This window comes from Mycetocola sp. (genome assembly GCF_046716805.1).
Classification (GTDB): Bacteria; Actinomycetota; Actinomycetes; order Actinomycetales; family Microbacteriaceae; genus Mycetocola_A.
This window is the reverse complement of the sequence record NZ_JBKJWH010000051.1, coordinates 1-20,253: the sequence shown is the minus strand read 5'-3', so window position 1 is coordinate 20,253 and position 20,253 is coordinate 1. Positions and strand designations below refer to the sequence as shown.

At 64.6% G+C, this 20,253-nt stretch carries 17 protein-coding genes, 4 tRNA genes and 1 pseudogene; 9 read left to right on the top strand and 13 right to left on the bottom strand.

Annotation, left to right across the window (positions count from 1 at the left end):
• Positions 1–12 precede the first annotated feature (12 nt).
• Positions 13–348 (top strand): DUF6907 domain-containing protein, encoded by a 336-nt coding sequence (locus ACLQ62_RS04225; RefSeq protein ID WP_411720417.1) that lies wholly within the window; start codon positions 13–15, stop codon positions 346–348.
• On the opposite strand, the gene ACLQ62_RS04220 is transcribed toward ACLQ62_RS04225, so the two are convergent.
• The 5 genes from ACLQ62_RS04220 to ACLQ62_RS04200 form a co-directional block, all read right to left on the bottom strand.
• Positions 305–952 (bottom strand): response regulator, encoded by a 648-nt coding sequence (locus tag ACLQ62_RS04220; protein WP_411720416.1) that lies wholly within the window; start codon positions 950–952, stop codon positions 305–307. The genes ACLQ62_RS04225 and ACLQ62_RS04220 overlap by 44 nt on opposite strands.
• Positions 946–2,394 carry a sensor histidine kinase gene (locus ACLQ62_RS04215; RefSeq protein ID WP_411720415.1) on the bottom strand — a complete coding sequence of 483 codons (1,449 nt, stop codon included), beginning with the start codon at positions 2,392–2,394 and terminating at the stop codon, positions 946–948. The genes ACLQ62_RS04220 and ACLQ62_RS04215 overlap by 7 nt, the downstream gene beginning before the upstream one ends.
• A gap of 240 nt (positions 2,395–2,634) precedes the next feature.
• Positions 2,635–2,706, bottom strand: a tRNA-Val gene (locus ACLQ62_RS04210).
• A gap of 35 nt (positions 2,707–2,741) precedes the next feature.
• Positions 2,742–2,812: transfer RNA gene (locus ACLQ62_RS04205), tRNA-Cys, on the bottom strand.
• 53 nt (positions 2,813–2,865) lie between these two features.
• Positions 2,866–2,937, bottom strand: a tRNA-Gly gene (locus ACLQ62_RS04200).
• Positions 2,938–3,121: 184 nt separating this feature from the next.
• On the opposite strand from ACLQ62_RS04200, the gene ACLQ62_RS04195 reads away from it, so the two are divergent.
• Together ACLQ62_RS04195 and ACLQ62_RS04190 are read left to right on the top strand one after the other, a co-directional pair.
• Positions 3,122–3,194: transfer RNA gene (locus ACLQ62_RS04195), tRNA-Val, on the top strand.
• A gap of 62 nt (positions 3,195–3,256) precedes the next feature.
• Positions 3,257–4,138 carry an aminoglycoside phosphotransferase family protein gene (locus tag ACLQ62_RS04190; protein ID WP_411720414.1) on the top strand — a complete coding sequence of 294 codons (882 nt, stop codon included), beginning with the start codon at positions 3,257–3,259 and terminating at the stop codon, positions 4,136–4,138.
• Positions 4,139–4,215: 77 nt separating this feature from the next.
• Here ACLQ62_RS04190 and ACLQ62_RS04185 read toward each other — a convergent pair whose 3' ends face one another.
• From ACLQ62_RS04185 to zapE, 4 genes are all read right to left on the bottom strand, one after another.
• Positions 4,216–4,887, bottom strand: coding sequence for an endonuclease/exonuclease/phosphatase family protein (locus ACLQ62_RS04185; protein ID WP_411720427.1), 672 nt, complete (start codon positions 4,885–4,887; stop codon positions 4,216–4,218).
• Positions 4,888–4,949: 62 nt separating this feature from the next.
• On the bottom strand, positions 4,950–5,306 hold the full coding sequence (locus ACLQ62_RS04180; protein WP_411720413.1) for a type II toxin-antitoxin system PemK/MazF family toxin: 357 nt from the start codon (positions 5,304–5,306) through the stop codon (positions 4,950–4,952).
• A gap of 357 nt (positions 5,307–5,663) precedes the next feature.
• The gene (locus tag ACLQ62_RS04175) at positions 5,664–6,896 is read right to left on the bottom strand and encodes an ammonium transporter (RefSeq protein ID WP_411720412.1); all 1,233 of its coding nucleotides are present in this window, start codon (positions 6,894–6,896) and stop codon (positions 5,664–5,666) included.
• A 163-nt stretch (positions 6,897–7,059) separates the two neighbouring features.
• The gene (zapE, locus tag ACLQ62_RS04170; protein WP_411720411.1) at positions 7,060–8,097 is read right to left on the bottom strand and encodes a cell division protein ZapE; all 1,038 of its coding nucleotides are present in this window, start codon (positions 8,095–8,097) and stop codon (positions 7,060–7,062) included.
• Between the two features lie 146 nt (positions 8,098–8,243).
• Here zapE and ACLQ62_RS04165 point away from each other — a divergent pair, with 146 nt between their 5' ends.
• Positions 8,244–9,140 carry a sulfurtransferase gene (locus tag ACLQ62_RS04165; protein WP_411720410.1) on the top strand — a complete coding sequence of 299 codons (897 nt, stop codon included), beginning with the start codon at positions 8,244–8,246 and terminating at the stop codon, positions 9,138–9,140.
• Between the two features lie 58 nt (positions 9,141–9,198).
• A complete protein-coding gene (locus ACLQ62_RS04160; RefSeq protein WP_411720409.1) occupies positions 9,199–9,633 on the top strand; it encodes a SufE family protein in 435 nt (144 codons plus the stop codon).
• 5 nt (positions 9,634–9,638) lie between these two features.
• Here the strand turns inward: ACLQ62_RS04160 and ACLQ62_RS04155 are convergent, their stop codons facing one another.
• Complete coding sequence (locus ACLQ62_RS04155) at positions 9,639–10,826, bottom strand: alpha/beta hydrolase family protein (RefSeq protein ID WP_411720408.1); 1,188 nt, start codon at positions 10,824–10,826, stop codon at positions 9,639–9,641.
• Between the two features lie 40 nt (positions 10,827–10,866).
• Here ACLQ62_RS04155 and ACLQ62_RS04150 point away from each other — a divergent pair, with 40 nt between their 5' ends.
• The 4 genes from ACLQ62_RS04150 (at position 10,867) to ACLQ62_RS04135 (ending at position 16,053) form a co-directional block, all read left to right on the top strand.
• Entirely contained in the window at positions 10,867–11,448 is a 582-nt protein-coding gene (locus ACLQ62_RS04150; RefSeq protein ID WP_411720426.1) for a DUF3000 domain-containing protein, read from the top strand.
• Positions 11,441–12,640: an HRDC domain-containing protein gene (locus ACLQ62_RS04145; RefSeq protein WP_411720407.1), complete on the top strand. Its 1,200-nt coding sequence runs from the start codon at positions 11,441–11,443 to the stop codon at positions 12,638–12,640. The genes ACLQ62_RS04150 and ACLQ62_RS04145 overlap by 8 nt, the downstream gene beginning before the upstream one ends.
• A gap of 72 nt (positions 12,641–12,712) precedes the next feature.
• Positions 12,713–13,909: a thiolase family protein gene (locus ACLQ62_RS04140; protein ID WP_411720425.1), complete on the top strand. Its 1,197-nt coding sequence runs from the start codon at positions 12,713–12,715 to the stop codon at positions 13,907–13,909.
• A 5-nt stretch (positions 13,910–13,914) separates the two neighbouring features.
• Positions 13,915–16,053 (top strand): 3-hydroxyacyl-CoA dehydrogenase NAD-binding domain-containing protein, encoded by a 2,139-nt coding sequence (locus ACLQ62_RS04135; RefSeq protein ID WP_411720406.1) that lies wholly within the window; start codon positions 13,915–13,917, stop codon positions 16,051–16,053.
• Between the two features lie 59 nt (positions 16,054–16,112).
• Here ACLQ62_RS04135 and ACLQ62_RS04130 read toward each other — a convergent pair whose 3' ends face one another.
• The 3 genes and pseudogenes from ACLQ62_RS04130 to acnA form a co-directional block, all read right to left on the bottom strand.
• Positions 16,113–17,282 (bottom strand): N(5)-(carboxyethyl)ornithine synthase, encoded by a 1,170-nt coding sequence (locus tag ACLQ62_RS04130; protein ID WP_411720405.1) that lies wholly within the window; start codon positions 17,280–17,282, stop codon positions 16,113–16,115.
• A gap of 55 nt (positions 17,283–17,337) precedes the next feature.
• Entirely contained in the window at positions 17,338–19,269 is a 1,932-nt protein-coding gene (gene dxs, locus ACLQ62_RS04125; RefSeq protein ID WP_411720404.1) for a 1-deoxy-D-xylulose-5-phosphate synthase, read from the bottom strand.
• 120 nt (positions 19,270–19,389) lie between these two features.
• Positions 19,390–20,253: pseudogene (gene acnA, locus ACLQ62_RS04120) on the bottom strand (aconitate hydratase); the annotation flags it as partial.

Sequence of the window (20,253 nt, the reverse complement as noted above, 5' to 3'; positions counted from 1 at the left end):
AAAGGAGCTCCGATGTCCCGGTTCGACAGGGCAGCACCCGCCACAGACGCCCACAAGCGCCCTGACTGCCCGTGCTGGTGCATCACCAAGCACGACACCGCTCGCGGGGAAGACGACTGGGTACACGAGGGAGTGCCGCTCGATGTCGAAGACGGTATCCTCGCCAGGCTTTGCATGTCGGTGGATCCGGGAACGGGAGCGGTAGACGGGCCCTACGTTGTCGTCGGAGCGCGCGAACTCACCGTCGCGGAGGCAGAGGCGCTCGGCGTTTCCTTCATCGGACTGGCTGTGGCTGGCTCTGCATTCAGTCGTCCCGCAGCAGGCGGAACGCACTCTCTCGATCGGTGACTGAGAGCTTGCGCAGAACGGCGGAGACGTGCACACGGACAGTCGTCGGCGACACAAACAGTCGTTTACCGACTTCCTCTGTGGAAACGCCCTGGCCCAGCAACTCCATTACTTCCCACTCTCGCGCGCTGAGCTTCGACGCAGCCGAGGACTTGCGCATGAATCGGCGCCGAGTCGGCCCACGGAACTCGTCCATGATGCGTGTGACCAGGGTGGCCGGCATGGCGGCCTCTCCCCGAAGCACGCTCCTCAGCGCAGCGGGCAGCAGGGCGGGGTCGGTGTCTTTGAGCAGGTAACCGGACGCGCCGGCGCGAAGTGAATCGAACAGGTCGTCATCCTCTGCCGACGACGTGAGCATGACGATCGCGGTCCCGGGAACATCCCGGCTGATCTGCTGAGCGGCGTGAATCCCGTTGCCAGGCATGTGGATGTCGAGTAGCGCGACGTCCGGTTGGTGCTCGATCGCCAAGCGAACTGCATCGTGAGCGCTCGCTGTTTCTGCCCGGATCTCACAGCCCCCCTCCTCCAGGGCTATCCGGATGCGGTCTCGCAACGGTTGGTGGTCGTCGGCCATCACCACACTGATCCGGTCGTCACTCACCATGTCACCGTCACCACACTCCCCTGGCCGTCCTGCGAATGGATAGCAAAGGCTCCGGGGAGCAACTCTGCCCTTTCTCTCATGCTCGTCAATCCGTAACCCGACGCTGAAGCGAGGGCCGTGGTGAGGTCGAATCCGTTGCCGTCGTCCTGCACGGTCAGGCATCGCATCCCGCCGGTTCTCGCTAACCCGATCCGCACCCGTTTGGCGTTTCCGTGGCGCACGGCGTTGGAGACGGCTTCGCGGGTGATGCGCAGAAGTGCGTGTTGTTGATCCGCGTCTGCATCGATGGAATCGTCGAGTTCCACCTCGAGATCAACGGTGTGGCGATCGGCCAGGTCCTGCACCGCACGGTGCAGGACGAGGCCGAGCGGCTCGTCCCCGGTCTGGCCGAGGGCGTGTAGTGCAGCGCGCGCTTCGTCCAGTGCGCGATTGCAGGCGTTGACGATGCGCGATGACGTGCCTGACTTCTCCGTGAGCGTCAGGCTCTGCGACTTGATGAACGCGAGCTCCTGGATCACTCCGTCGTGCAGCTCCCTTGCCAGACGCCGACGGTCCTCGAGCACGGCCGCACCCGCCCGGGCGCTCCAATACTCCCTAATCTCTCGCGTAGCTCCGACCAGCAGCAGCAGATAACATGCGGTCCGGAAGGCATCCCCGGCGTACAGCCAGTGGGTGTGGACCTCCGGAAACAGCATGTAGTTGACCCGCGCGAAGCCGGCGAGCGAGAAGGCCGGCGCAGCCCAGCGCAAAAGCGGGTCCTGGAACCGTGACGACCGGTAGGCAAAGGCAATCGATGCGACAAAGAACCATAGGGCGACCCACCCGTGGCCGGCGACGACCAGCGGGTGACCTGCAACCGTCAACGCCTCCGCCGGCGAGAAGAAGGCCGACAACTCCGTCTCACTGGAGCTGAGCACCATGAAAAGGACACTGAGCAGGCACACTTCGGCCACGACCGAGAGTGCAGACCATTTCTTCGTCTCGGCCCGTCGGATGGGAGGGGCGTCCAGAAGGGCCGCGGCAGCGATCAGCACCGCTGCGACCGACAGGACGGCGACCGGGAGCCAGATACCGGCTGCCTGTACGGGGATGCCGCTGACCGTGTCGGTGAGAACGGTGACCCCGAGTCCGGCAAGAGCGAGCAGGACGAGGCCGTGGGTCAGGAGAAGGTCCTGCATCCGACCTTGACGGAGGAACCGTCCATGGACCAGATAGGCGGCGAGGAGTGCGATGCATGCGTTCACCGCGTCAAGGATGAGGTCGAGCGAATAATTCCGCACTCCTGGGCCGTACGAAACGCTCATCAGAGGCAGCGCCGTGATGGTGAAGCCGGCAGCCCAGATTCCACCCAGCAGCGCGATATCCCGAACTCGCGAAGACCACGAAACGGTGCGCCGGCGGTGATCGACATCGCCTCTCTCATCAGCTCCGGTCGTCAGCACGACAGTGTCCGTGCGCGTGCGAAAGCCGTGGGCTCGGTACTACCCATGGAACGTGCCTTGCCTTGATCGTCGGCGCCTGTCGGGTCAGGTGCTCCGTAATCCGAGTGTATGGGTCACAGCTTTCTCTCAGGCAGCCCCTGTTGAGGGGACGTGAGTTTCACTCAGGTCAATCTGATGACCGGCCGGTCCGATCCGGTGTTAACGACGGAAGCCCGGACATTTCTGTCCGGGCTTCTTCTGTGAGCGATACTGGGATCGAACCAGCGACCTCTTCCGTGTCAGGGAAGCGCGCTACCGCTGCGCCAATCGCTCATGCTACGTGCCATGATAATTCAGTTTTGAGTGTGAGGTGGCGACGGGATTCGAACCCGTGTGGACGGCTTTGCAGGCCGCTGCCTCGCCTCTCGGCCACGCCACCGCGTGTGGTTGCCCACATGCCGTGGTCAACCCGAAGGCTAACCCCAACACTCGAGCGGATGACGAGATTCGAACTCGCGACCCTCACCTTGGCAAGGTGATGCGCTACCACTGCGCCACATCCGCATTTGCTCGCATTCCTGCGTGCTTGAAAGACTCTACTTGATGAAGTCCCGAGAAACAAAATCGAGTTACCGCGCTGTCATTTCCGGCGACGATGACGCCGAAACGGATGCCATGTGGTTAACAAGCACGGTCTGGTTCCGGTACGATGAGACGTCGTTGTGAGCCGTTTCGGTTCACCCCAGATGGGCGATTGGCGCAGTTGGTAGCGCGCTTCCTTCACACGGAAGAGGTCATCGGTTCGAGTCCGGTATCGCCCACAATCAAGGCTCACGGGCGAACCGTGCCGACTTCACCGCAGAACAGGTAGCCGGCGTGACTCATGACAATGCACGATGATGAAGTGCCCATCGACACCGCCCTGGTCTCGAATCTTCTCTGCGAGCAGTTCCCGAAACTCACGCATATGCCGATCCGTGAGGTTCGCTCAACCGGCACGGTGAACGCCGTGTATCGGATCGGCGAGCGGCTGGCTGCGCGGCTGCCACGGGTTCCCCGGTGGTCGGCGGATCTCGAATCCGAGCTCAGATGGCTTCCGTCTCTGGCTTCGCAGCTGAGCGTCCGGGTGCCCCGTCCGGTGCACATCGGTTCCCCCACCGTGTACTACCCGCTGCCCTGGGCCGTGTATGAGTGGATCGACGGGTCACCGTATGCCGACAACCTGATCGCGGACGAGGACCGGACGGCACAGCGCCTTGCGGCCTTCGTTGGTGAACTTCAGAGGATGGATCCGTCTGGTGCACCGCCCGCGGGGAGGCGGCCGCTTCGCGAACTTGACCAGATCACCCGGAGCGCGATTGCGGCATCCGGAGATGTCATCGACGCGGCCGCTGCTCTGGAACTGTGGCAGCGTACCCGCTCCGCGCGAGAATGGACGGGTACGCCGGTGTGGATTCACACCGACCTCCTGCGGCCGAACCTTCTCGTTCACCGGGGCGAGCTTGCGGCAGTCATCGATTGGGGCGGTGCGGGCATCGGTGATCCTGCAGCTGACCTCACCGCCGCCTGGAGTGTCTTCGGGCGGTCGGGCAGGCGGGTGTATCGAAACGCACTCGCCATGAACGACGATGTGTGGGACCGTGGCCGGGGCTACGCCCTGCACCAGGCGGCCCTGATCATCCCCTACTACCGCAACTCAAACCCCGCATTCGTCGATACCGCCGTGCGGACGATCCAGGAACTGATGTCGGATCCGGACTTCTGACAGCCACACTGATGCGTCACGTGTTTCAGGTTCGCGTGTCTTGTCGAGTGCTCAGCGCCGGGAGTCTTGTAAGCCCGTCAGTCCAGATAGGAGGTGGTGACCAGGATGGGGCGATGGTCGGATGCACCCGCAGGGAGAGTCTTGACGTCGTCGATCCCCATGGTGACGCTTGTCACGAAGTCGAAGTGACCTCGGAAGATCTTGTAGCGGGAGTACGTTCGGGCATTGCTCAGTGAGAGTTCGTAGCCCATCTCGTGGATCCGGCGCCGCAGGTTGTTCTTGAATATCGGATAGTTGAAGTCTCCGACCATGACCGTTGGGATGCCCTCTGCGAGTGAATGCAGTTCGGCGTGCGCGGTCTTGATCTGGTGCCGACGCAGCGAATTCAGCGCGGTCAACGGCGCCGCGTGGAAGGAGGCCACGAGCATCTCGCGATCGGCCTCCTTGTCGAAAAGCTTCGTTGCCAGAAGCCGCTCGGTGGCCGGGGAGAACAAATGGTCGTGCATCGACTTCTTCAGTTCGAAGGCCGTGGTGGAGATCGGCGAAAACCGGTCGACGTTGTAATAGATGGCCAGTCCGAGCCGGTTCTCCCTTGTGGAGTCGGCCAGCCGTAGGTTACCTACACGGTCGGGCAGTAGCTCACTGTCCGCTTCCTGGAGGCAAAGGACATCCGCCTCGTACAACGTTTCCAGGCCGACAAGCTCGGCGCTTGCAGCGTGCTTGCGGAGGTTGTAGCTGATGATTCTGATGAAGGCTCCCCGTCCGGACGAATCGATTGGGAAATTCTAACGCGGCCAGAAGGCTGCTCTGTTCAGAGCCAGCCGTACCGGCCGGCGATCGCGTCAGCCACGCGCGAGAAGCGGTCGGCATCAAGGGACGCTGCTTCGCGGCGCATCCCGTCGGGGTGCACGCGGAAGACCCGCTCGATCCCGACCCAGCTTGCTCGGCCCTGTGAGTCCCAGCTCCCCCGGCCGATCGACACGAAGCTCGCTGCATCACCGTGCGGTTTGCTCGTCAGCGCCACCGCCATCGCCGTGCCGTCCGCGTCAGCCGCGACGAGCAGCACGGGCCGGTCCTTTCCCCTGCCGTCGCGTTCCTCATACGGGACCCAGGTCCACACGATCTCGCCCGGGTCCGGGTTCCCGTCCGTGGACGGAGAGTACGTCATCCGCACGCGCCGGACCCGAGACGCATCGACCTCCACTGTGGCATGAGGTCCGAAACGCCCTGGCTGTTCGTCCCCCGTCCCACCCGACGATCCGAGCCGCTTCGCCGGGCTCTGCCGCCGTGTGCGCGATTCGGCCGAGCGGCTGAAGAAATGGACGACAGAGCGGACAAGTCGTTCGACGGATGCCATCAGCGACGATCCTGACACTGGCTCGCGCGATTGCGTGGCGGGGCGGATCGGTGGCTCAGTTCTCGGGAAATCACGCGCTCATCATAGCGGCGCCGGGTTTCGACGCAACGACTGAACGGGATGCCGCGCGAGGCGGCATCCCGTTCGACAGGGTTGGAAAAATCGAAGCTACACGACCTCGAGGGCGTAGCCCTCTTCGCCGTGCACCGACGTGTCGACGCCTGCGATCTCGTCTTCGTTCTTCACCCGGAAGCCGAGGGTCTTCTGAATGACGAAGCCGATGATGCCAGCGACGAGGAACGAGTAGACCAGCACCGCGAAAGCGGCGATGAACTGCACGGTCAGCTGTTCGAACCCTCCGCCGAGGAAGAGGCCGGTGCCGGTCGCGAAGAAGCCGAGGTACAGGGTTCCGACGAGGCCACCGACGAGGTGGATGCCCACCACGGCGAGCGAGTCGTCGAAGCCGAGCTTGAACTTGAGTTCCACCGCCAGGGCGCAGACCGCACCGGTGATGACCCCGAGCAGGAGTGCCCAACCCGGGGTGAGGTTGGCACAGGCCGGAGTGATGGCGACGAGGCCGGCGACGGCACCCGATGCGGCGCCGACCGAGGTGGCCTTGCCATCCTTGAGCTTCTCGATGATCAGCCAGCCGATGATGGCCGCCGCGGTCGCGCCCAGAGTGTTGATGACGATGAGACCGGTGTTCGCGAGCCCGTTGAGCCACTCAGCGCCCGCGTTGAAGCCGAACCAGCCGAACCAGAGGATGGATGCCCCGAGGAGCGTGAGCGGCACGTTGTGCGGCTTCTGGATTCCCTTCTGGAAGCCGACCCGCTTACCGAGAACCAGAGCGAGCGCAAGGGCAGCCGCGCCGGCGTTGATGTGGACTGCGGTGCCACCGGCGTAGTCGATGACGGCGATGCCCGCATCCTCACCGAACAACGCTGTGCCGAGGTTCATGATCCAGCCGCCGCCCCAGACCCACGCTGCGATCGGGAAGTAGCCGAGAGTCGTGAAGATACCAGCGAACAGCATCCACGACCCGAACTTCGCCCGGTCGGCGATGGCGCCGGAGATCAGCGCGACAGTGATGATCGCAAAGGTGGCCCCGTACGTTGCTCCGAGGAGGTTCGTGTTGGCGTCCTCACCCTGCGAGAGGGCGGTCAGTCCGAAGTCCGCGAATGGGTTGCCTGCGAAGTCAAGCGGGCTTGCGACCGCGCTCATGTTGAATCCGTAGAGGATCCACAGCACGGTGATGAGGCCGAGCGCCCCGAAGCTCATCATCATCATGCTGATGACGCTCTTGGCCTTCACAAGGCCGCCGTAGAAGAATGCGACGCCAGGAGTCATCACGAGCACCAGTGCGGTAGCTGTGATCCCCCAGGCAATGCTGCCGGTGTCCATATCGTGTCCTTAGTTCTCTCGAGTGCATCGGGCTGTCGACGAGGAACGCTGTGCGTCTGTCGGTGTAGCCAGCATGGATGCCGGACGTTTCGAGAGCGGTGTACCCGATGTTTCGGGTCTGTTACGGAGCGGGTGCCCGTGTAAAAAGATCGTTTCGCCGGAGCTATGCGCCCTCGGCCAACGCGACCATCCGCGACATGGACCTCAGGTACTTCTTGCGGTACCCGCCGGAGAGCATGTCACCGCCGAAGACCTGATCGAGCGAGGTTCCGGTGGCCGAGATCGGGATCTGCGCGTCGTAGACACGGTCAATGAACGCGACCAGGCGCAGCGCTTCGGTCTGTGAGTGCAGTTCGTGGACGTCGCGAAGGCCGATGCGGTCGATGTTGTCGATGAGCTTGATGTATTTGGAGGGGTGGACGGTCGCCAGGTGGGTGATGAGCTCGTCGAAGGAGTCATCCGACATCCGTTCGCCCGTGCTCGAGGAGACGTCGCGCTGTCGCGTATACGCGTCAGCATCCAGAACTGCCGCGTGGCCCTCGGTGGAGCGCCGGCGGAAGTCGTTGCCGTCGATCCGCAACGTCGTGAAATGACTCGACATGGCATGGATCTCGCGCAGGAAGTCCGACGCTGCGAACCGTCCCTCCCCCAATGCATTCGGTGGAGTGTTCGAGGTTGCGGCCACCCGCGTGCCCGTGCCCACCAGGTCGGTCAGCAGTCGGGTCATCATCATCGTGTCGCCCGGGTCGTCGAGTTCGAACTCGTCGATGCACAGCAGGGCAGAGCCGGTGAGCGCCTCCACCGCCTTCGCATAACCGAGGGCGCCGACGAGCGCGGTGTACTCGATGAACGTGCCGAAGTACTTGCGCGGACCCGGAGCAGCATGCCACAGCGCGGCGAGGAGGTGGGTCTTTCCGACACCGAAACCACCATCGAGGTACACGCCAGGCTTCACCTCGGGCTCCTTCTTCCGTCGACCGAAGAACCCGGAAGATTTCGCCGGCACCCACCCGGCGGAGAACGCCTGGAGCAGCTCCACAGCTTCCTGCTGCGACGTGAAGTCCGGATCGGGGCGGTAGCTGGCGAAGCTGGCATCGGTGAACTGGCGCGGCGGCACGAGACTGGCGGCGATCTCCTCGCCGGTGATGGTCGGCGTACGGTCGGAGATGCGGATCTGTGCCGTCTCGGCGGTCTGGCTCATGGGAGAATACCTCGTGTGTCGAAGTCTTACGGCGCTGCTTCCGCTGTCGAGAAAGCCGCGGATCTTCGCGAGAAGAACGAGTTCTCAGCCTAAGGCAGGCGACGCGCCGCACACACCGCTTCGCCGTCCACTCCCGGAGGTAGACCATGCCCATCGAAACCGACCAGTCCCCCGAGTTTGCCGAGTACGCGCATCCTGAACGACTCGTCACCACCGACTGGCTTGCGGAACGCCTCGGCACTCCCGGTCTTGTTGTCGTCGAATCCGATGAGGACGTCCTGCTGTATGAGATCGGCCACATCCCAGGGTCGGTGAAGATCGACTGGCACACCGACCTCAACGACCCGGTGCAGCGCGACTACATCGACGGTGAACGTTTCGCGGATCTCCTTTCGAGCCGGGGCATCGCACGCGACGACACCGTCGTCTTCTACGGTGACAAGAGCAACTGGTGGGCGGCGTACGCACTGTGGGTGTTCCGGCTGTTCGGCCACCGTGATGTCCGGCTCCTCGACGGTGGCCGCGACAAATGGATTGCCGAGGGACGACCGATGACGACGGATGCCACGGTACGGCCCGCGGTCGAGTATCCGGCCGTCGATCGCGACGACTCGGTCATCCGTGCATATAAAGAGGACGTTCTCGCGCACCTCGGGAACCCACTGATCGACGTGCGCTCACCCGAGGAGTACAGCGGCGAGCGCAACACTGCCCCCGCCTACCCTGAAGAGGGCGCGCTGCGGTCCGGTCACATCCCGACCGCAAGAAGCGTTCCGTGGTCGAAGGCGGTAGCTGAGAACGGCACGTTCCGCCCCCTCGCCGAGCTCAACGCCATCTACCGCGACGAAGCAGGATTGAAAGACGGTGACGACGTGGTCGCATACTGCCGGATCGGCGAACGCTCCAGCCACACCTGGTTCGTGCTCCAGTACCTCCTCGGCTTCGACAAGGTGCGAAACTACGACGGTTCATGGACCGAGTGGGGAAGCGCCGTGCGCGTTCCGATCGCTGTAGGTGAGGAACCCGGCGAACTCCCCCGCTGACCTCCTGAGCAAGGGATCCCGGCAGGCCGCAGGAACTCCGTGGGAGAATGGAATCACCATGACTGAGAATCTTCCCGCACAGCTGGCCGAGATCCGCGACGAGTTCCTCGCCGTCGACGAGAAATCGCGGCTCCAGCTACTGCTCGAGTTCTCGATGGAGCTGCCCGACCTGCCCTCGCGCTATGCGGACCACCCGGACCTGCTCGAACGGGTCGTCGAGTGCCAGTCACCGATCTTCATCTTCGTCGAGGTGGCCGACGACGGGGTGCACCTGCACGCCACTGCGCCGCGCGAAGCCCCGACCACGCGCGGATTTGCGAGCATCCTGGCCCAGGCCATCGACGGCCTTGCTGTCGACGAGGTTCTCGCGATCCCATCTGACTTCCCCCAGATGCTCGGCCTCGGCAAGGCGGTCTCACCGCTTCGTCTCAACGGCATGAACGGCATGCTCCAGCGCGCGAAACGTCAGCTCGCGGAACGCGCAGCGGCCTGAGCTTCTCAGTCGAGGGTCTCGGCCCAGTCTCGAATGGCCGAGGTCCAGCGGACCTCGTCGTAGTTCCACAGTTTCGTGTGCCTGGCACCGGTGAATGGCGAGAAAGTGACGATGTCCGGCCGTGCCGCAGCGAGTTCGTGTGATCCGGAGGACGGGACGAAGCCGTCGTCGTCGCTGTGCAACACGAGGATGGGTACTGTCAATTCGCGGGCGCGGCTGACGACGTCGAGGCCGTGCAGGTTAACCGCTGATTCGAGACCGGTGAGCACCCGCCCCCACGGACTGCTGATCGCTGTGATCGCAGCCAGACGCAGAGGAACCGGAATCCGCCCGGCATCCGCCTGGAACTCCAGCACCCGGGTCCAGTCGAGCACCGGGGACTCGAGTGCCACACCCCGGATGATCTCCGCGTGACTGCTGCGCAGCGAGGCCTGCACGACGATGGTGCCTCCCATCGACCAGCCCATGAGAACGACGGCGGTCGCCCCCTGTGCCACCGCGACATCCAGAGCGGCATGGACATCCTGCCATTCCGTGTCCCCCAGACCATACAGCCCGTCGGCACTCGGCGGAGCGTCGCCGTCGTTCCGGTATGACACCAGAAGAGCGGAATACCCCGCTTCCCGCCAGACCGGAACGGCACGGAGGCACTCGCTTCTGGTCGTCCCGCGACCGTGCACGATGAGGACCCAGCGGCCGGTGTCCTGCTCAGCAGGGAACAGCCAGGCTGGCGCGTTCCCGGCGGGAGTCGGAACGTCGATGTCGCGGAACTCGATACCGAGTTCCTCAGGGCGGGAGAAGTACCATCCGCTGAACGTGGCCGGGCCGCTGGCGGGCAAGCCATCCGGCGGTGTTTCGAGCTTCCTCGTCACGGTCTCACCGCTCGACCGGAGGATGCGTCCGAGGCGCAGATACCGCTCGGGCTCCCCGTAGAACAGGCCGTAGCGACCGGGAAGCCGGGTGTCCGGATTGGATCCCAGCGTGATGGTCCCGTTTTCGGCGTCAATGGCGAGTACGTCGCTCTCCCGGAACCGGCTGTGCGCCGGCGTCACTACCCGCCGCGCGACCGTGCCGACGGCGATGACCGCACTGCTCGCGAGCGTGAGCAGGATTCCGCCGAAAACCATCGCGATACGCCAGTGGCGGGCCGGCGAGACGGGCGCATTCCGGTCGGCGTGGCTATGTCGTTTCATTGGCAAGTAACTCTAGTCTGCAAATGTGGCTGATTTCCCGATGGGCACCGACGTGCCTCCAGAGTTCCAGAGGGCCCTGGACTCCGTTCGTCGTGCCAAGGCGCGGCCCGAATTAGCCGTCACCGAAATCCCGGCGCCGGGCAATCTGGCGCCGTACAGCGTCGCCCTTTCCGCAGACGTCACGCCGTCAAGACACGGCGCCGATTCCGAACTCGGCACCGGGAGATTCATCCTGCTCTACGACCCGAGCGAGCCGGAGGCGTGGGGCGGCGCGTTCCGCATCGTCTGTTTCGTCCAGGCTCCCCTCGAAACCGAGATCGGCCTCGATCCGTTCCTCGCCGACGTCGCGTGGTCCTGGCTCGTCGATGCGCTCAACGCGCGGTCAGCCAAATACAGCGCCGCGTCGGGGACCGCCACGAAGATCATCTCCACCGGGTTCGGGGAGTTGTCAGCGCAAGGCGACGGCGCCCAGATCGAATTGCGGGCCTCGTGGACACCGCTGGAGAACGATATCTCCTCACATGTGGAAGGCTGGGGTGAATTGCTCTGCATGCTTGCGGGGCTCCCACCAACAACCGAAGGTGTCACTCTGTTGTCTAGTCGCAGGACGGCGCGTGACTGAACGCCACGTCATCGAGTCGAGGGACGAATACCTTGACGCTGTACGAACCATCGCGGCCGGGAGTGGACCGATCGCTGTCGACGCCGAACGGGCATCCGGCTACCGGTATTCGCAGCGGGCCTACCTCATCCAGCTGTACCGCCGTGGCGCCGGGCTCTTTCTCTTCGACCCACCAGCGATCGGCCGCTTCGACGAACTGAACGAAGCGATAGCGCCTGCGGAATGGATACTCCACGCAGCGAGCCAGGACCTGGCCTGCCTGAGGGAAGTCGGCCTCGACCCAGTGCGCATCTTCGACACCGAACTCGCCGCACGGCTCCTCGGCTTCCCTCGAGTCGGCCTCGGTACCGTCGTCGAAGAACTCCTCGGAATTCACCTGGCCAAGGAGCACTCAGCGGCCGACTGGTCAACCCGACCCCTGCCGGCGACCTGGCTGGAATATGCCGCCCTCGACGTGGAACTCCTCGTCGACGTCCGCGACAAGCTCGCCATCATGCTCGACGAAGGCGGCAAACGCACGATCGCCGCCCAGGAGTTCGAAGCCACCCTCGCCAGGCAGCCCAAGCTGCAACGCCAGGACCCGTGGCGGCGCCTCTCCGGTCTCAACACGGTTCGAGGCGCCAGGAACCTCGCGATCGCACGTGAGCTGTGGACCGAGAGGGATGCGTTCGCTCGGGAGAGCGACATAGCCCCCGGCCGTCTCGTCCCCGACTCCTCGCTCGTTGCCGCAGTTCGCGCTGAACCGCGAACCCGCGCCGCGCTGGCCGCGCTGCGCGAGTTCAAGGGCAGGGCATCCAGGAGCGAGCTTCCACGGTGGTGGGCGGCAATCGAACGCGGACTCAGCACCGAAGACCTGCCGCCGATTCGCGGAGCCTCCGGAGACAGCCTGCCTCCCCCACGGAGCTGGGCCGAGCGCAACCCGGACGCCGACGCCCGCCTTAAAACTGCGCGGACGTCGATTGCCGCGATCTCCGAGGCCCTGGCGATCCCGGTCGAGAACCTCCTGACCCCCGAAATCCTGCGGCGGGTGGCGTGGGACCCGCCCGAACCGGTCACAGCAGAAACGATCGGCGACGCCCTCGGTGCGCTGTCAGCCCGGCCGTGGCAAATTGAAGCTACTGCACAGGCAATCGCCTCCGCATTTGTAGAGTCCAACCAATTCGCTTCGGAGGCCCCGAAACCCGAGTCGTAGGAAGAATCAAAGGATTCCGGCCCGATTTTGCGGTTCTCTAGGATCGGGATGCAAACGAAATTGGGAGGCAAAGTGGCCGAAATAGCGGACGTCTTTTTTGTTGATGGTGTGCGGACCCCTTTTGGTCGCGCCGGAGAAAAGGGCCAGTACTGGAACACGCGTGCGGATGACCTCGTCGTCAAGGCGATGATCGGTCTTCTCGAACGCAACCCGGATGTTCCGAAGGACCGAATCGACGAGGTCGGGATCGCGGCCACCACCCAGCAAGGCGATCAGGGTCTCACCCTCGGCCGTACGACGGCGCTCCTCGCCGGGCTCCCCCAGTCGGTGCCCGGCTACGCCATCGACCGGATGTGTGCCGGCGCGATGTCGGCGGTGACGCAGATCGGCAGCGCGATCGCATTCGGAGCCTACGACGTCGGCATCGCCGGTGGTGTCGAGCACATGGGACGCCACCCGCTCGGTGCGGACGCCGATCCGAACCCGCGGTTCCTCAGCGAGAAGCTGGTCTCAGCGGATGCACTCGACATGGGCAAGACCGCTGAACGCATTCACGACCGTTTCCCGCACCTGACCAAGGAACGCGCGGACCGTTTCGGTATGCGCAGCCAGCAGAAGCTGCAGGCTGCCTACGACGCCGGCAAGATCCAACCAGATCTCATTCCCGTCGCCATCCGAAGTGAATCGGGCTGGGGACTCGCTACCCGTGACGAGGGCACCCGCCCCGAAACCACGATGGAAGGCCTGGCGAACCTCAAAACACCGTTCCGACCACACGGACGCGTCACCGCTGGGACCGCCTCCCCACTGACCGACGGCGCGACGGTCAGCCTGCTCGCCGGCGGCTCCGCCGTCAAGGAGTTCAAGCTCAAGCCGAAGATGCGCATGGTGAGTTTCGCCTTCGCCGGGGTGGAACCGGAGATCATGGGCATCGGCCCCGTTCCCTCGACCGAGAAGGCGCTCCGGAAGGCGGGTCTCACGATCGATGACATCGGGCTGTTTGAACTGAACGAGGCGTTCGCCGTCCAGGTCCTCTCCCTGCTCGACCACTTCGGCATCGATGATGACGATCCCCGCGTGAATCAGTGGGGCGGCGCCATTGCGATCGGCCACCCCCTCGCAGCATCCGGCGTTCGCCTGATGACCCAGCTCGCAGCCCAATTCGCCGAGCGCCCCGACGTGCGTTTCGGCCTCACCGCCATGTGTGTCGGTCTCGGCCAGGGCGGCAGCGTCGTCTGGGAGAACCCGAACTGGAAGGGAAAGAAGTAATCGCTATGACCGACTACTCCACCATCGACTTCAGCTTGCTCCTTGCCCACGCCGCCGACGAGGTCGTCACACACTCGTTCGTGCGGGACGTTCCGCTGCCGGACGGCACCGTGATCGCTCTCATCACACTCGACAACGGCCGCGACCACACCCGGCCGAACACCATCGGCCCCCTCACCCTGTTGGAACTGGGCGGAGTGCTCGACGCCCAGCGGGCACGGGCTGCGGCAAAGGAAATCGCCGCTGTCGCGATCACCGGCAAGCCGTTCATCCTCGCGGCGGGTGCCGACTTGAGCAAGGTCAGCGACGTCGAGTCCCTGGAGTCGGCCCGATTGCTGGGGCAGCTCGGTCACCACGTGTACGGCAAGCTCGACACCCTTGGCGTGCCGTCGTTTGTCTTCATCAACGGCCTCGCCCTCGGCGGCGGTCTCGAGATCGCCCTGAATGCGACCTACCGTACCGTCGACGCGTCGGCTGCGGGAATCGCGTTGCCCGAGGTCTTCCTCGGGCTTGTCCCCGGCTGGGGAGGCGCTTACCTGCTGCCGAACCTGATCGGTATCGAGAACGCGCTCACGGTGATTCTCGAGAACCCGTTGAAGATGAACCGGATGCTGAAAGCGCGAGAGGCGTTCGACCTGGGCATCGCCGACGCGATCTTCCCCGCGGCATCTTTCCTGGAGAATTCGCTCGTCTGGGCGGGCGGCGTGCTGTCTGGGAAGACGAAGGTCGACCGCAAGAACACCCCGGGCAAGGTCGAACGGCTGGTCAAGTGGGATGTGGCCATCGGCATTGCCCGGAAGATGCTCGAGTCGAAGATCGGCACTGTCCCGCTTGCACCGTATGTCGCCCTTGACCTGCTCAAGGCAGCAAAGAGCGGCACCCGGGCCGAGGGTTTCGAGCGTGAAGACGAGGCGCTGGCCAGGCTCGCCTGCGGGGACCAGTTCCAGGCCAGCGTTTACGCCTTCAACCTTGTGCAGAAGCGGGCAAAACGGCCGGCAGGAGCGCCAGACAAGACGCTCGCCCAGAAAGTCACCAAGGTCGGTGTGATCGGGGCGGGCCTCATGGCCAGCCAGTTCGCGCTTCTCTTTGCACGCCGGCTGCAGGTGCCCGTCGTCATCACGGACCTGGACCAGGCCCGCGTCGACAAGGGCATCGAGAGCATCCGCGGTGAAATCGAGGCGCTGTTGCAGAAGAAGCGTATCTCCCCTGATGAAGCGAATCGTCTGAACGGACTGATCTCGGGCACCACGGACAAGAGTGACTTCGCGGACTGTGACTGGATCATCGAGGCGGTCTTCGAGGAGCTCGGCGTGAAGCAGGATGTTTTCGCCGACGTCGAGCAGTACATTTCAGACACCGCGATCCTCGCCACCAACACGTCGTCGCTGTCGGTCGAACGCATCGGTGAGAAGCTCGCACACCCCGAGCGACTCGTCGGATTCCACTTCTTCAACCCGGTCGCCGTCATGCCGCTGATCGAAGTCGTTCGGACACCGCAGACGGCCCCGGAGGCGCTGGCTACCGCCATGGCGACCGCAGAGAAGCTCCGCAAGAACGCGGTCATCACCCGGGACACCCCCGGTTTTGTCGTGAACCGCGTTCTCGCAAAGCTCCTCGGCGAGGCGATGTACGCGGTGGACCACGGCACGTCGTTTGAGGTCGTCGACAAGGCGGTCGCCCCGCTCGGTCTTCCCATGCCGCCGTCCCAGCTGCTCGACCTCGTCGGGTTGAAGGTCGGAGCTCATGTTCTCGACACCCACCACAACGCTTTCCCTGACCGGTTCTACCGCAGTGAGAACCTGCACAAGCTGGCGGAGTACGGCACACTGCTCGAGAAGGATTCGAAGGGCAAGGTCAAGGGTTTCGACAAGGGAGCGCTCAAGATCGTCGCCGGCGGCACAGAACCGATGACGGCGGATGCCATCCGGTTGCGTCTCGTGGACGGGCTCGCCGACGAGGTCCACCGCATGCTGGAGGACGCGGTGGTCGAAGGCCCGGAAGACATCGACCTGTGCATGATCCTGGGCGCCGGGTGGCCGTTCCAGATGGGCGGTGTCACGCCGTACCTGGACCGTGAGGGTGCCAGTGAGCGGGTCTTCGGGGGAACGTTTCACGACCCTCAGATCCGCGGCATCCGGAACTAGTTCGTAAGACGAAGGGACGCGAGGCATCGGCCTCGCGTTCCTTCGTTTTTCGTTCGGGGTTAGAGAACGGGGTGCGGGTACTCGGCTGATCGGCCCTGGAACTCCAGAATCGCCGGGTTCTGAACGACGCCATCCCGGATCTCGACGGCGCGGCGGATGGTCTCGTTGCGGTCCTGATCGGTGGGGCCGACCATCACCGTTTCCAGGAAGGGCAGCAGTGCTTCACTGATCTCCCACGTGGCCGAGTTCCACAGGTGGGACGGGGTGTGATCGACAGCGTAGTAGCGGATGTGGTCGCCGACCTCGAACATCGGGTCGTCGAACGACGTCATCGTCGCCCACTCGAAACCCATGCCCTCGTCGCATGACACGTCGACGATGAGGCTTCCGGGGGTGAACAGGTCGAGGTCCGCCGTCGACAGGTAGATGACCGGGTTGTTGGGGTCCTGCAGTGTGCAATTGACGACGATGTCGTGCTCGGCCAGGAACGGCGCGAGAGGTTTCCGTCCGTCGTCGGTCAGGACGCTCGAGAGGAAGGCGCCATTCTCGTCCTGGTCGAACTGCACGATGGTCGCGGAGTGGATCGGGTAGCCGACGGACGCCCTCTCGCGGCTGGTGAGCACCTTGACGTCGTGCACCCCGAGTGCGTTGAGCGCTGTGACGGCGCCGCGTGCGGTGGCACCGAAGCCGATGACGACCGCGTTGAGGCGTCGGCCGTAGTCCCCGGTCGACCCGGTCAGTTCGAGGGCGTGCAGAACCGAGGCGTAGCCGGCCAGTTCGTTGTTCTTGTGGAAGACGTGCAGCGCGAAGCCGCCGTCGGGTGTCCAGTGGTTCATCACCTCGAACGCGATCAGGGTGAGGCGTTTGTCGATGGCGACCTGGGTGAGTTCCCTGTCCTGGACGCAGTGCGGCCAACCCCACAGCACCTGCCCGTCGTGCAGCTCCGCGAGATCCTCCGCCTGCGGCTTCGGCAGGAGCACGATGTCCGCTGCGGCGAGCAACTCATCGCGACCGGCCAGGTGGCCCACCAGAGGGCTGAGCTGCTCGTCGGAGAGCCCGAACCGTTCGCCGTATCCCGTCTCCAGGATCATCCGCTGCCGCAATTCCGGGTCGATGCGGTCAAGGTGGAGCGGGTGGATCGGCAGGCGGCGCTCGTTCTTCTTCCGCGAGGTGGCGAGCACCCCGAGAAGAAGCTGGCGGTCGGATGCTGTGGGCGGGCTTGCGGTCATCGTGAGCTCCTTGGGATAGCCGGCGACGCTGCGCGGCCGGGGATGAAGTGCGCGCTCAGCCGCGCTGGGCACGCTCGGCAGCGGCTTCGGCTGGCCGGGCGACGGGGATGCGTTGACCGGAAACCTGCGCCAGAACGTCGCCCACGATGCGGTCAGTCGTGAGACCGGCATCCTCAAGGATCTGCTCACGGGTCGCGTGCTGCAAGAACTCGTCTGGCAGGCCGAGCTCGTCGACACCGGTGTCCACGCCGGCCTTCCGCAGTTCCTGCCGGATGCGGGTACCGATCCCACCGACTCGCAGGCCGTCTTCGATCGTGATGACGAGGCGGTGGCTGTCGGCCAGTTCGACGAGGCTGTGGGCGACGGGGACGACCCAACGGGGGTCGACGACGGTGCAGCCGACACCGGCCGCATGCAGCTGGTCGGCGACCTCGAGGCCAAGCTGCGCCATCGGACCGACGGTGACGATGAGCACATCCCGTGTTCCATCTTCGCGGAGGACGTCGACACCGTCAGGGGTACGGCGGATCGCGGGGATGTCGGTGGTGACGCTGCCCTTCGGGAACCTGATCACCGTGGGTGCGTCATCGATCGCGACGGCTTCGGTGAGCTCCTCCTCGAGTCGGCTGCCGTCGCGCGGCGCGGCGAGGTGAATCCCGGGAACCACCTGCAGGATGGAGAGGTCCCAGATCCCGTGGTGCGAAGGACCATCGGGACCGGTGACACCTGCACGGTCGAGGACGAAAGTCACGCCGGCCTTGTGCAGGGCGATGTCCATGAGGATCTGGTCGAATGCGCGGTTGATGAACGTGGCGTAGATGGCGACCACCGGGTGCAGACCGCCGAACGCGAGGCCCGCTGCCGACGTGGCGGCGTGCTGCTCGGCGATACCGACGTCATGGACGCGATCGGGGTACCGCTCGGCGAGCTTGTGCAAGCCTGTCGGGCGAAGCATGGCTGCGGTGATTCCGACGATGCGCGGGTTCGTCTCCGCGAGCGTGAGCAGCTTGTCGCTGAAGATCCCGGTCCAGGTGGGCGTCGTGCTCGTCGAGATCGCTGCTCCCGTCGACGGGTCGATCTTCCCGACGGCATGGAACTGGTCCGCCTCGTCGTCGACGGCGGGAGCGTAACCCTTGCCCTTTTGCGTGATCGCATGCACGATGACGGGCGCGCCGTAGTTTTTGGCCTGGCTGAGCGCCTCTTCCATCGCCTGTTCGTCGTGGCCGTCGACCGGTCCAAGGTACTTGATGTCGAGGTTGGAGTAGAGCGCCTCGTTGTTGCTGAACCGGGCGAGGAATCCGTGCATCCCACCGCGGACGCCGCGGTAAACGGCCCGGCCGGGAGGCCCGAGGCGGTCGAAGGCCTTCTGGCTGGTCAGGTACAGGTCCCGGTAGGTGCGCCTGGTCCGGACGGTGTTGAGGAAGCGGGCCATGCCACCGATGGTCGGCGCGTACGAGCGTCCGTTGTCGTTGACGACGATGATCAGCTTGCGTGTGTTGTCGTCGCTGATGTTGTTGAGTGCTTCCCAGGTCATACCGCCGGTGAGGGCGCCGTCGCCGACCACCGCGACGACGTGGCGATCGTCCTGGCCGGTCATCTCGAACGCGCGGGAGATGCCGTCGGCCCAGCTCAGGGAGCTCGACGCGTGGGAACTCTCGACGATGTCGTGGGGCGATTCGCTCCGTTGGGGGTAACCGGCGAGGCCGCCGCGCTCCCGCAGCATGGTGAAATCCTGACGGCCGGTGAGAAGCTTGTGCACATACGACTGGTGGCCCGTGTCGAAAACGATCGCGTCCTTCGGAGAATCGAAGACGCGGTGGATCGCGAGCGTCAGTTCGATCACGCCGAGGTTAGGGCCGAGGTGCCCGCCGGTGCGAGACACTTCGCTGACCAGGAATGTACGAATCTCAGCGGCCAGCTGGCTCAGCTGTTCTCTTGAGAGGGCATCGAGGTCGCGAGGACCCTTGATCGTCTCAAGAAGGCCCATCGCGTTTCACTCCTCGTTTCGTTTGTTGCGGCCGGCGCTGGTCCGACCCCCTCACTCTACGCGGCACCCCTCCGCGATTCCTGATGAATCGCAGAGGGGTGCCGTCGTGGTATGGGCCGGTTAGACGAGGCTTCGCAGCACGTACTGCAGGATGCCGCCATTGCGGTAGTAGTCCGCTTCACCGGGGGTGTCGATTCGGACCACGGCGTCGAACTCGACGGTGCTCTTGCCAGCCGGAGAGTGCTCTGTCGGCTCAGCGACCACGTGCACCGTCTTCGGCGTCGTACCTGCGTTGAGTTCGTCGAGCCCGGTGATCGAGATCGACTCGCTCCCGTCGAGGCCGAGGGACTCCCAGCTCTCCCCAGCGGGGAACTGCAGCGGGACGACTCCCATACCGATGAGGTTCGAGCGGTGGATGCGCTCGAAGCTCTCGGTGATGACCGCCTTGACACCGAGCAGGCTCGTTCCCTTGGCTGCCCAGTCACGGGACGAACCGGAGCCGTATTCCTTGCCACCGAGGATGACGAGCGGGGTGCCCGCCGCCTGGTAGTTCTGCGACGCGTCGTAGATGAACGCCTGCGGAGCATCCGCCTGCGTGAAGTCGCGGGTGTAGCCACCCTCGACGCCGTCGAGCAGCTGGTTCTTCAGCCGGATGTTCGCGAACGTTCCGCGGATCATCACCTCGTGGTTTCCACGCCGTGAGCCGTAGGAGTTGAAGTCCTTGCGGTCGATGCCGTGGTCGGTCAGGTAGGAACCGGCCGGGCTGTCTGCCTTGATCGAACCGGCCGGGCTGATGTGGTCGGTGGTGACCGAGTCGCCGAGCTTGGCCAGCACCCGGGCGCCGGTGATGTTCGCCACCGGGGTGGTCTCCATCGTCATGCCGTCGAAGTACGGGGGCTTCCGCACGTAGGTCGACTCGGGATCCCACTCGAAGGTGTTGCCTGCCGGGGTGGGCAGCGAACGCCAGCGCTCGTCACCCTCGAA

Coding starts and splice junctions, on each gene's coding strand:
- ACLQ62_RS04190 (WP_411720414.1), top strand. CDS start 3,257: ATGACAATGCACGATGATGAAGTGCCCATCGACACCGCCCTGGTCTCG.
- ACLQ62_RS04175 (WP_411720412.1), bottom strand. CDS start 6,896: ATGGACACCGGCAGCATTGCCTGGGGGATCACAGCTACCGCACTGGTG.
- ACLQ62_RS04155 (WP_411720408.1), bottom strand. CDS start 10,826: ATGAAACGACATAGCCACGCCGACCGGAATGCGCCCGTCTCGCCGGCC.
- dxs (WP_411720404.1), bottom strand. CDS start 19,269: ATGGGCCTTCTTGAGACGATCAAGGGTCCTCGCGACCTCGATGCCCTC.
- ACLQ62_RS04135 (WP_411720406.1), top strand. CDS start 13,915: ATGACCGACTACTCCACCATCGACTTCAGCTTGCTCCTTGCCCACGCC.
- ACLQ62_RS04225 (WP_411720417.1), top strand. CDS start 13: ATGTCCCGGTTCGACAGGGCAGCACCCGCCACAGACGCCCACAAGCGC.
- ACLQ62_RS04180 (WP_411720413.1), bottom strand. CDS start 5,306: ATGACGTACTCTCCGTCCACGGACGGGAACCCGGACCCGGGCGAGATC.
- ACLQ62_RS04220 (WP_411720416.1), bottom strand. CDS start 952: ATGGTGAGTGACGACCGGATCAGTGTGGTGATGGCCGACGACCACCAA.
- ACLQ62_RS04150 (WP_411720426.1), top strand. CDS start 10,867: ATGGGCACCGACGTGCCTCCAGAGTTCCAGAGGGCCCTGGACTCCGTT.
- ACLQ62_RS04130 (WP_411720405.1), bottom strand. CDS start 17,282: ATGACCGCAAGCCCGCCCACAGCATCCGACCGCCAGCTTCTTCTCGGG.
- zapE (WP_411720411.1), bottom strand. CDS start 8,097: ATGAGCCAGACCGCCGAGACGGCACAGATCCGCATCTCCGACCGTACG.
- ACLQ62_RS04165 (WP_411720410.1), top strand. CDS start 8,244: ATGCCCATCGAAACCGACCAGTCCCCCGAGTTTGCCGAGTACGCGCAT.
- ACLQ62_RS04160 (WP_411720409.1), top strand. CDS start 9,199: ATGACTGAGAATCTTCCCGCACAGCTGGCCGAGATCCGCGACGAGTTC.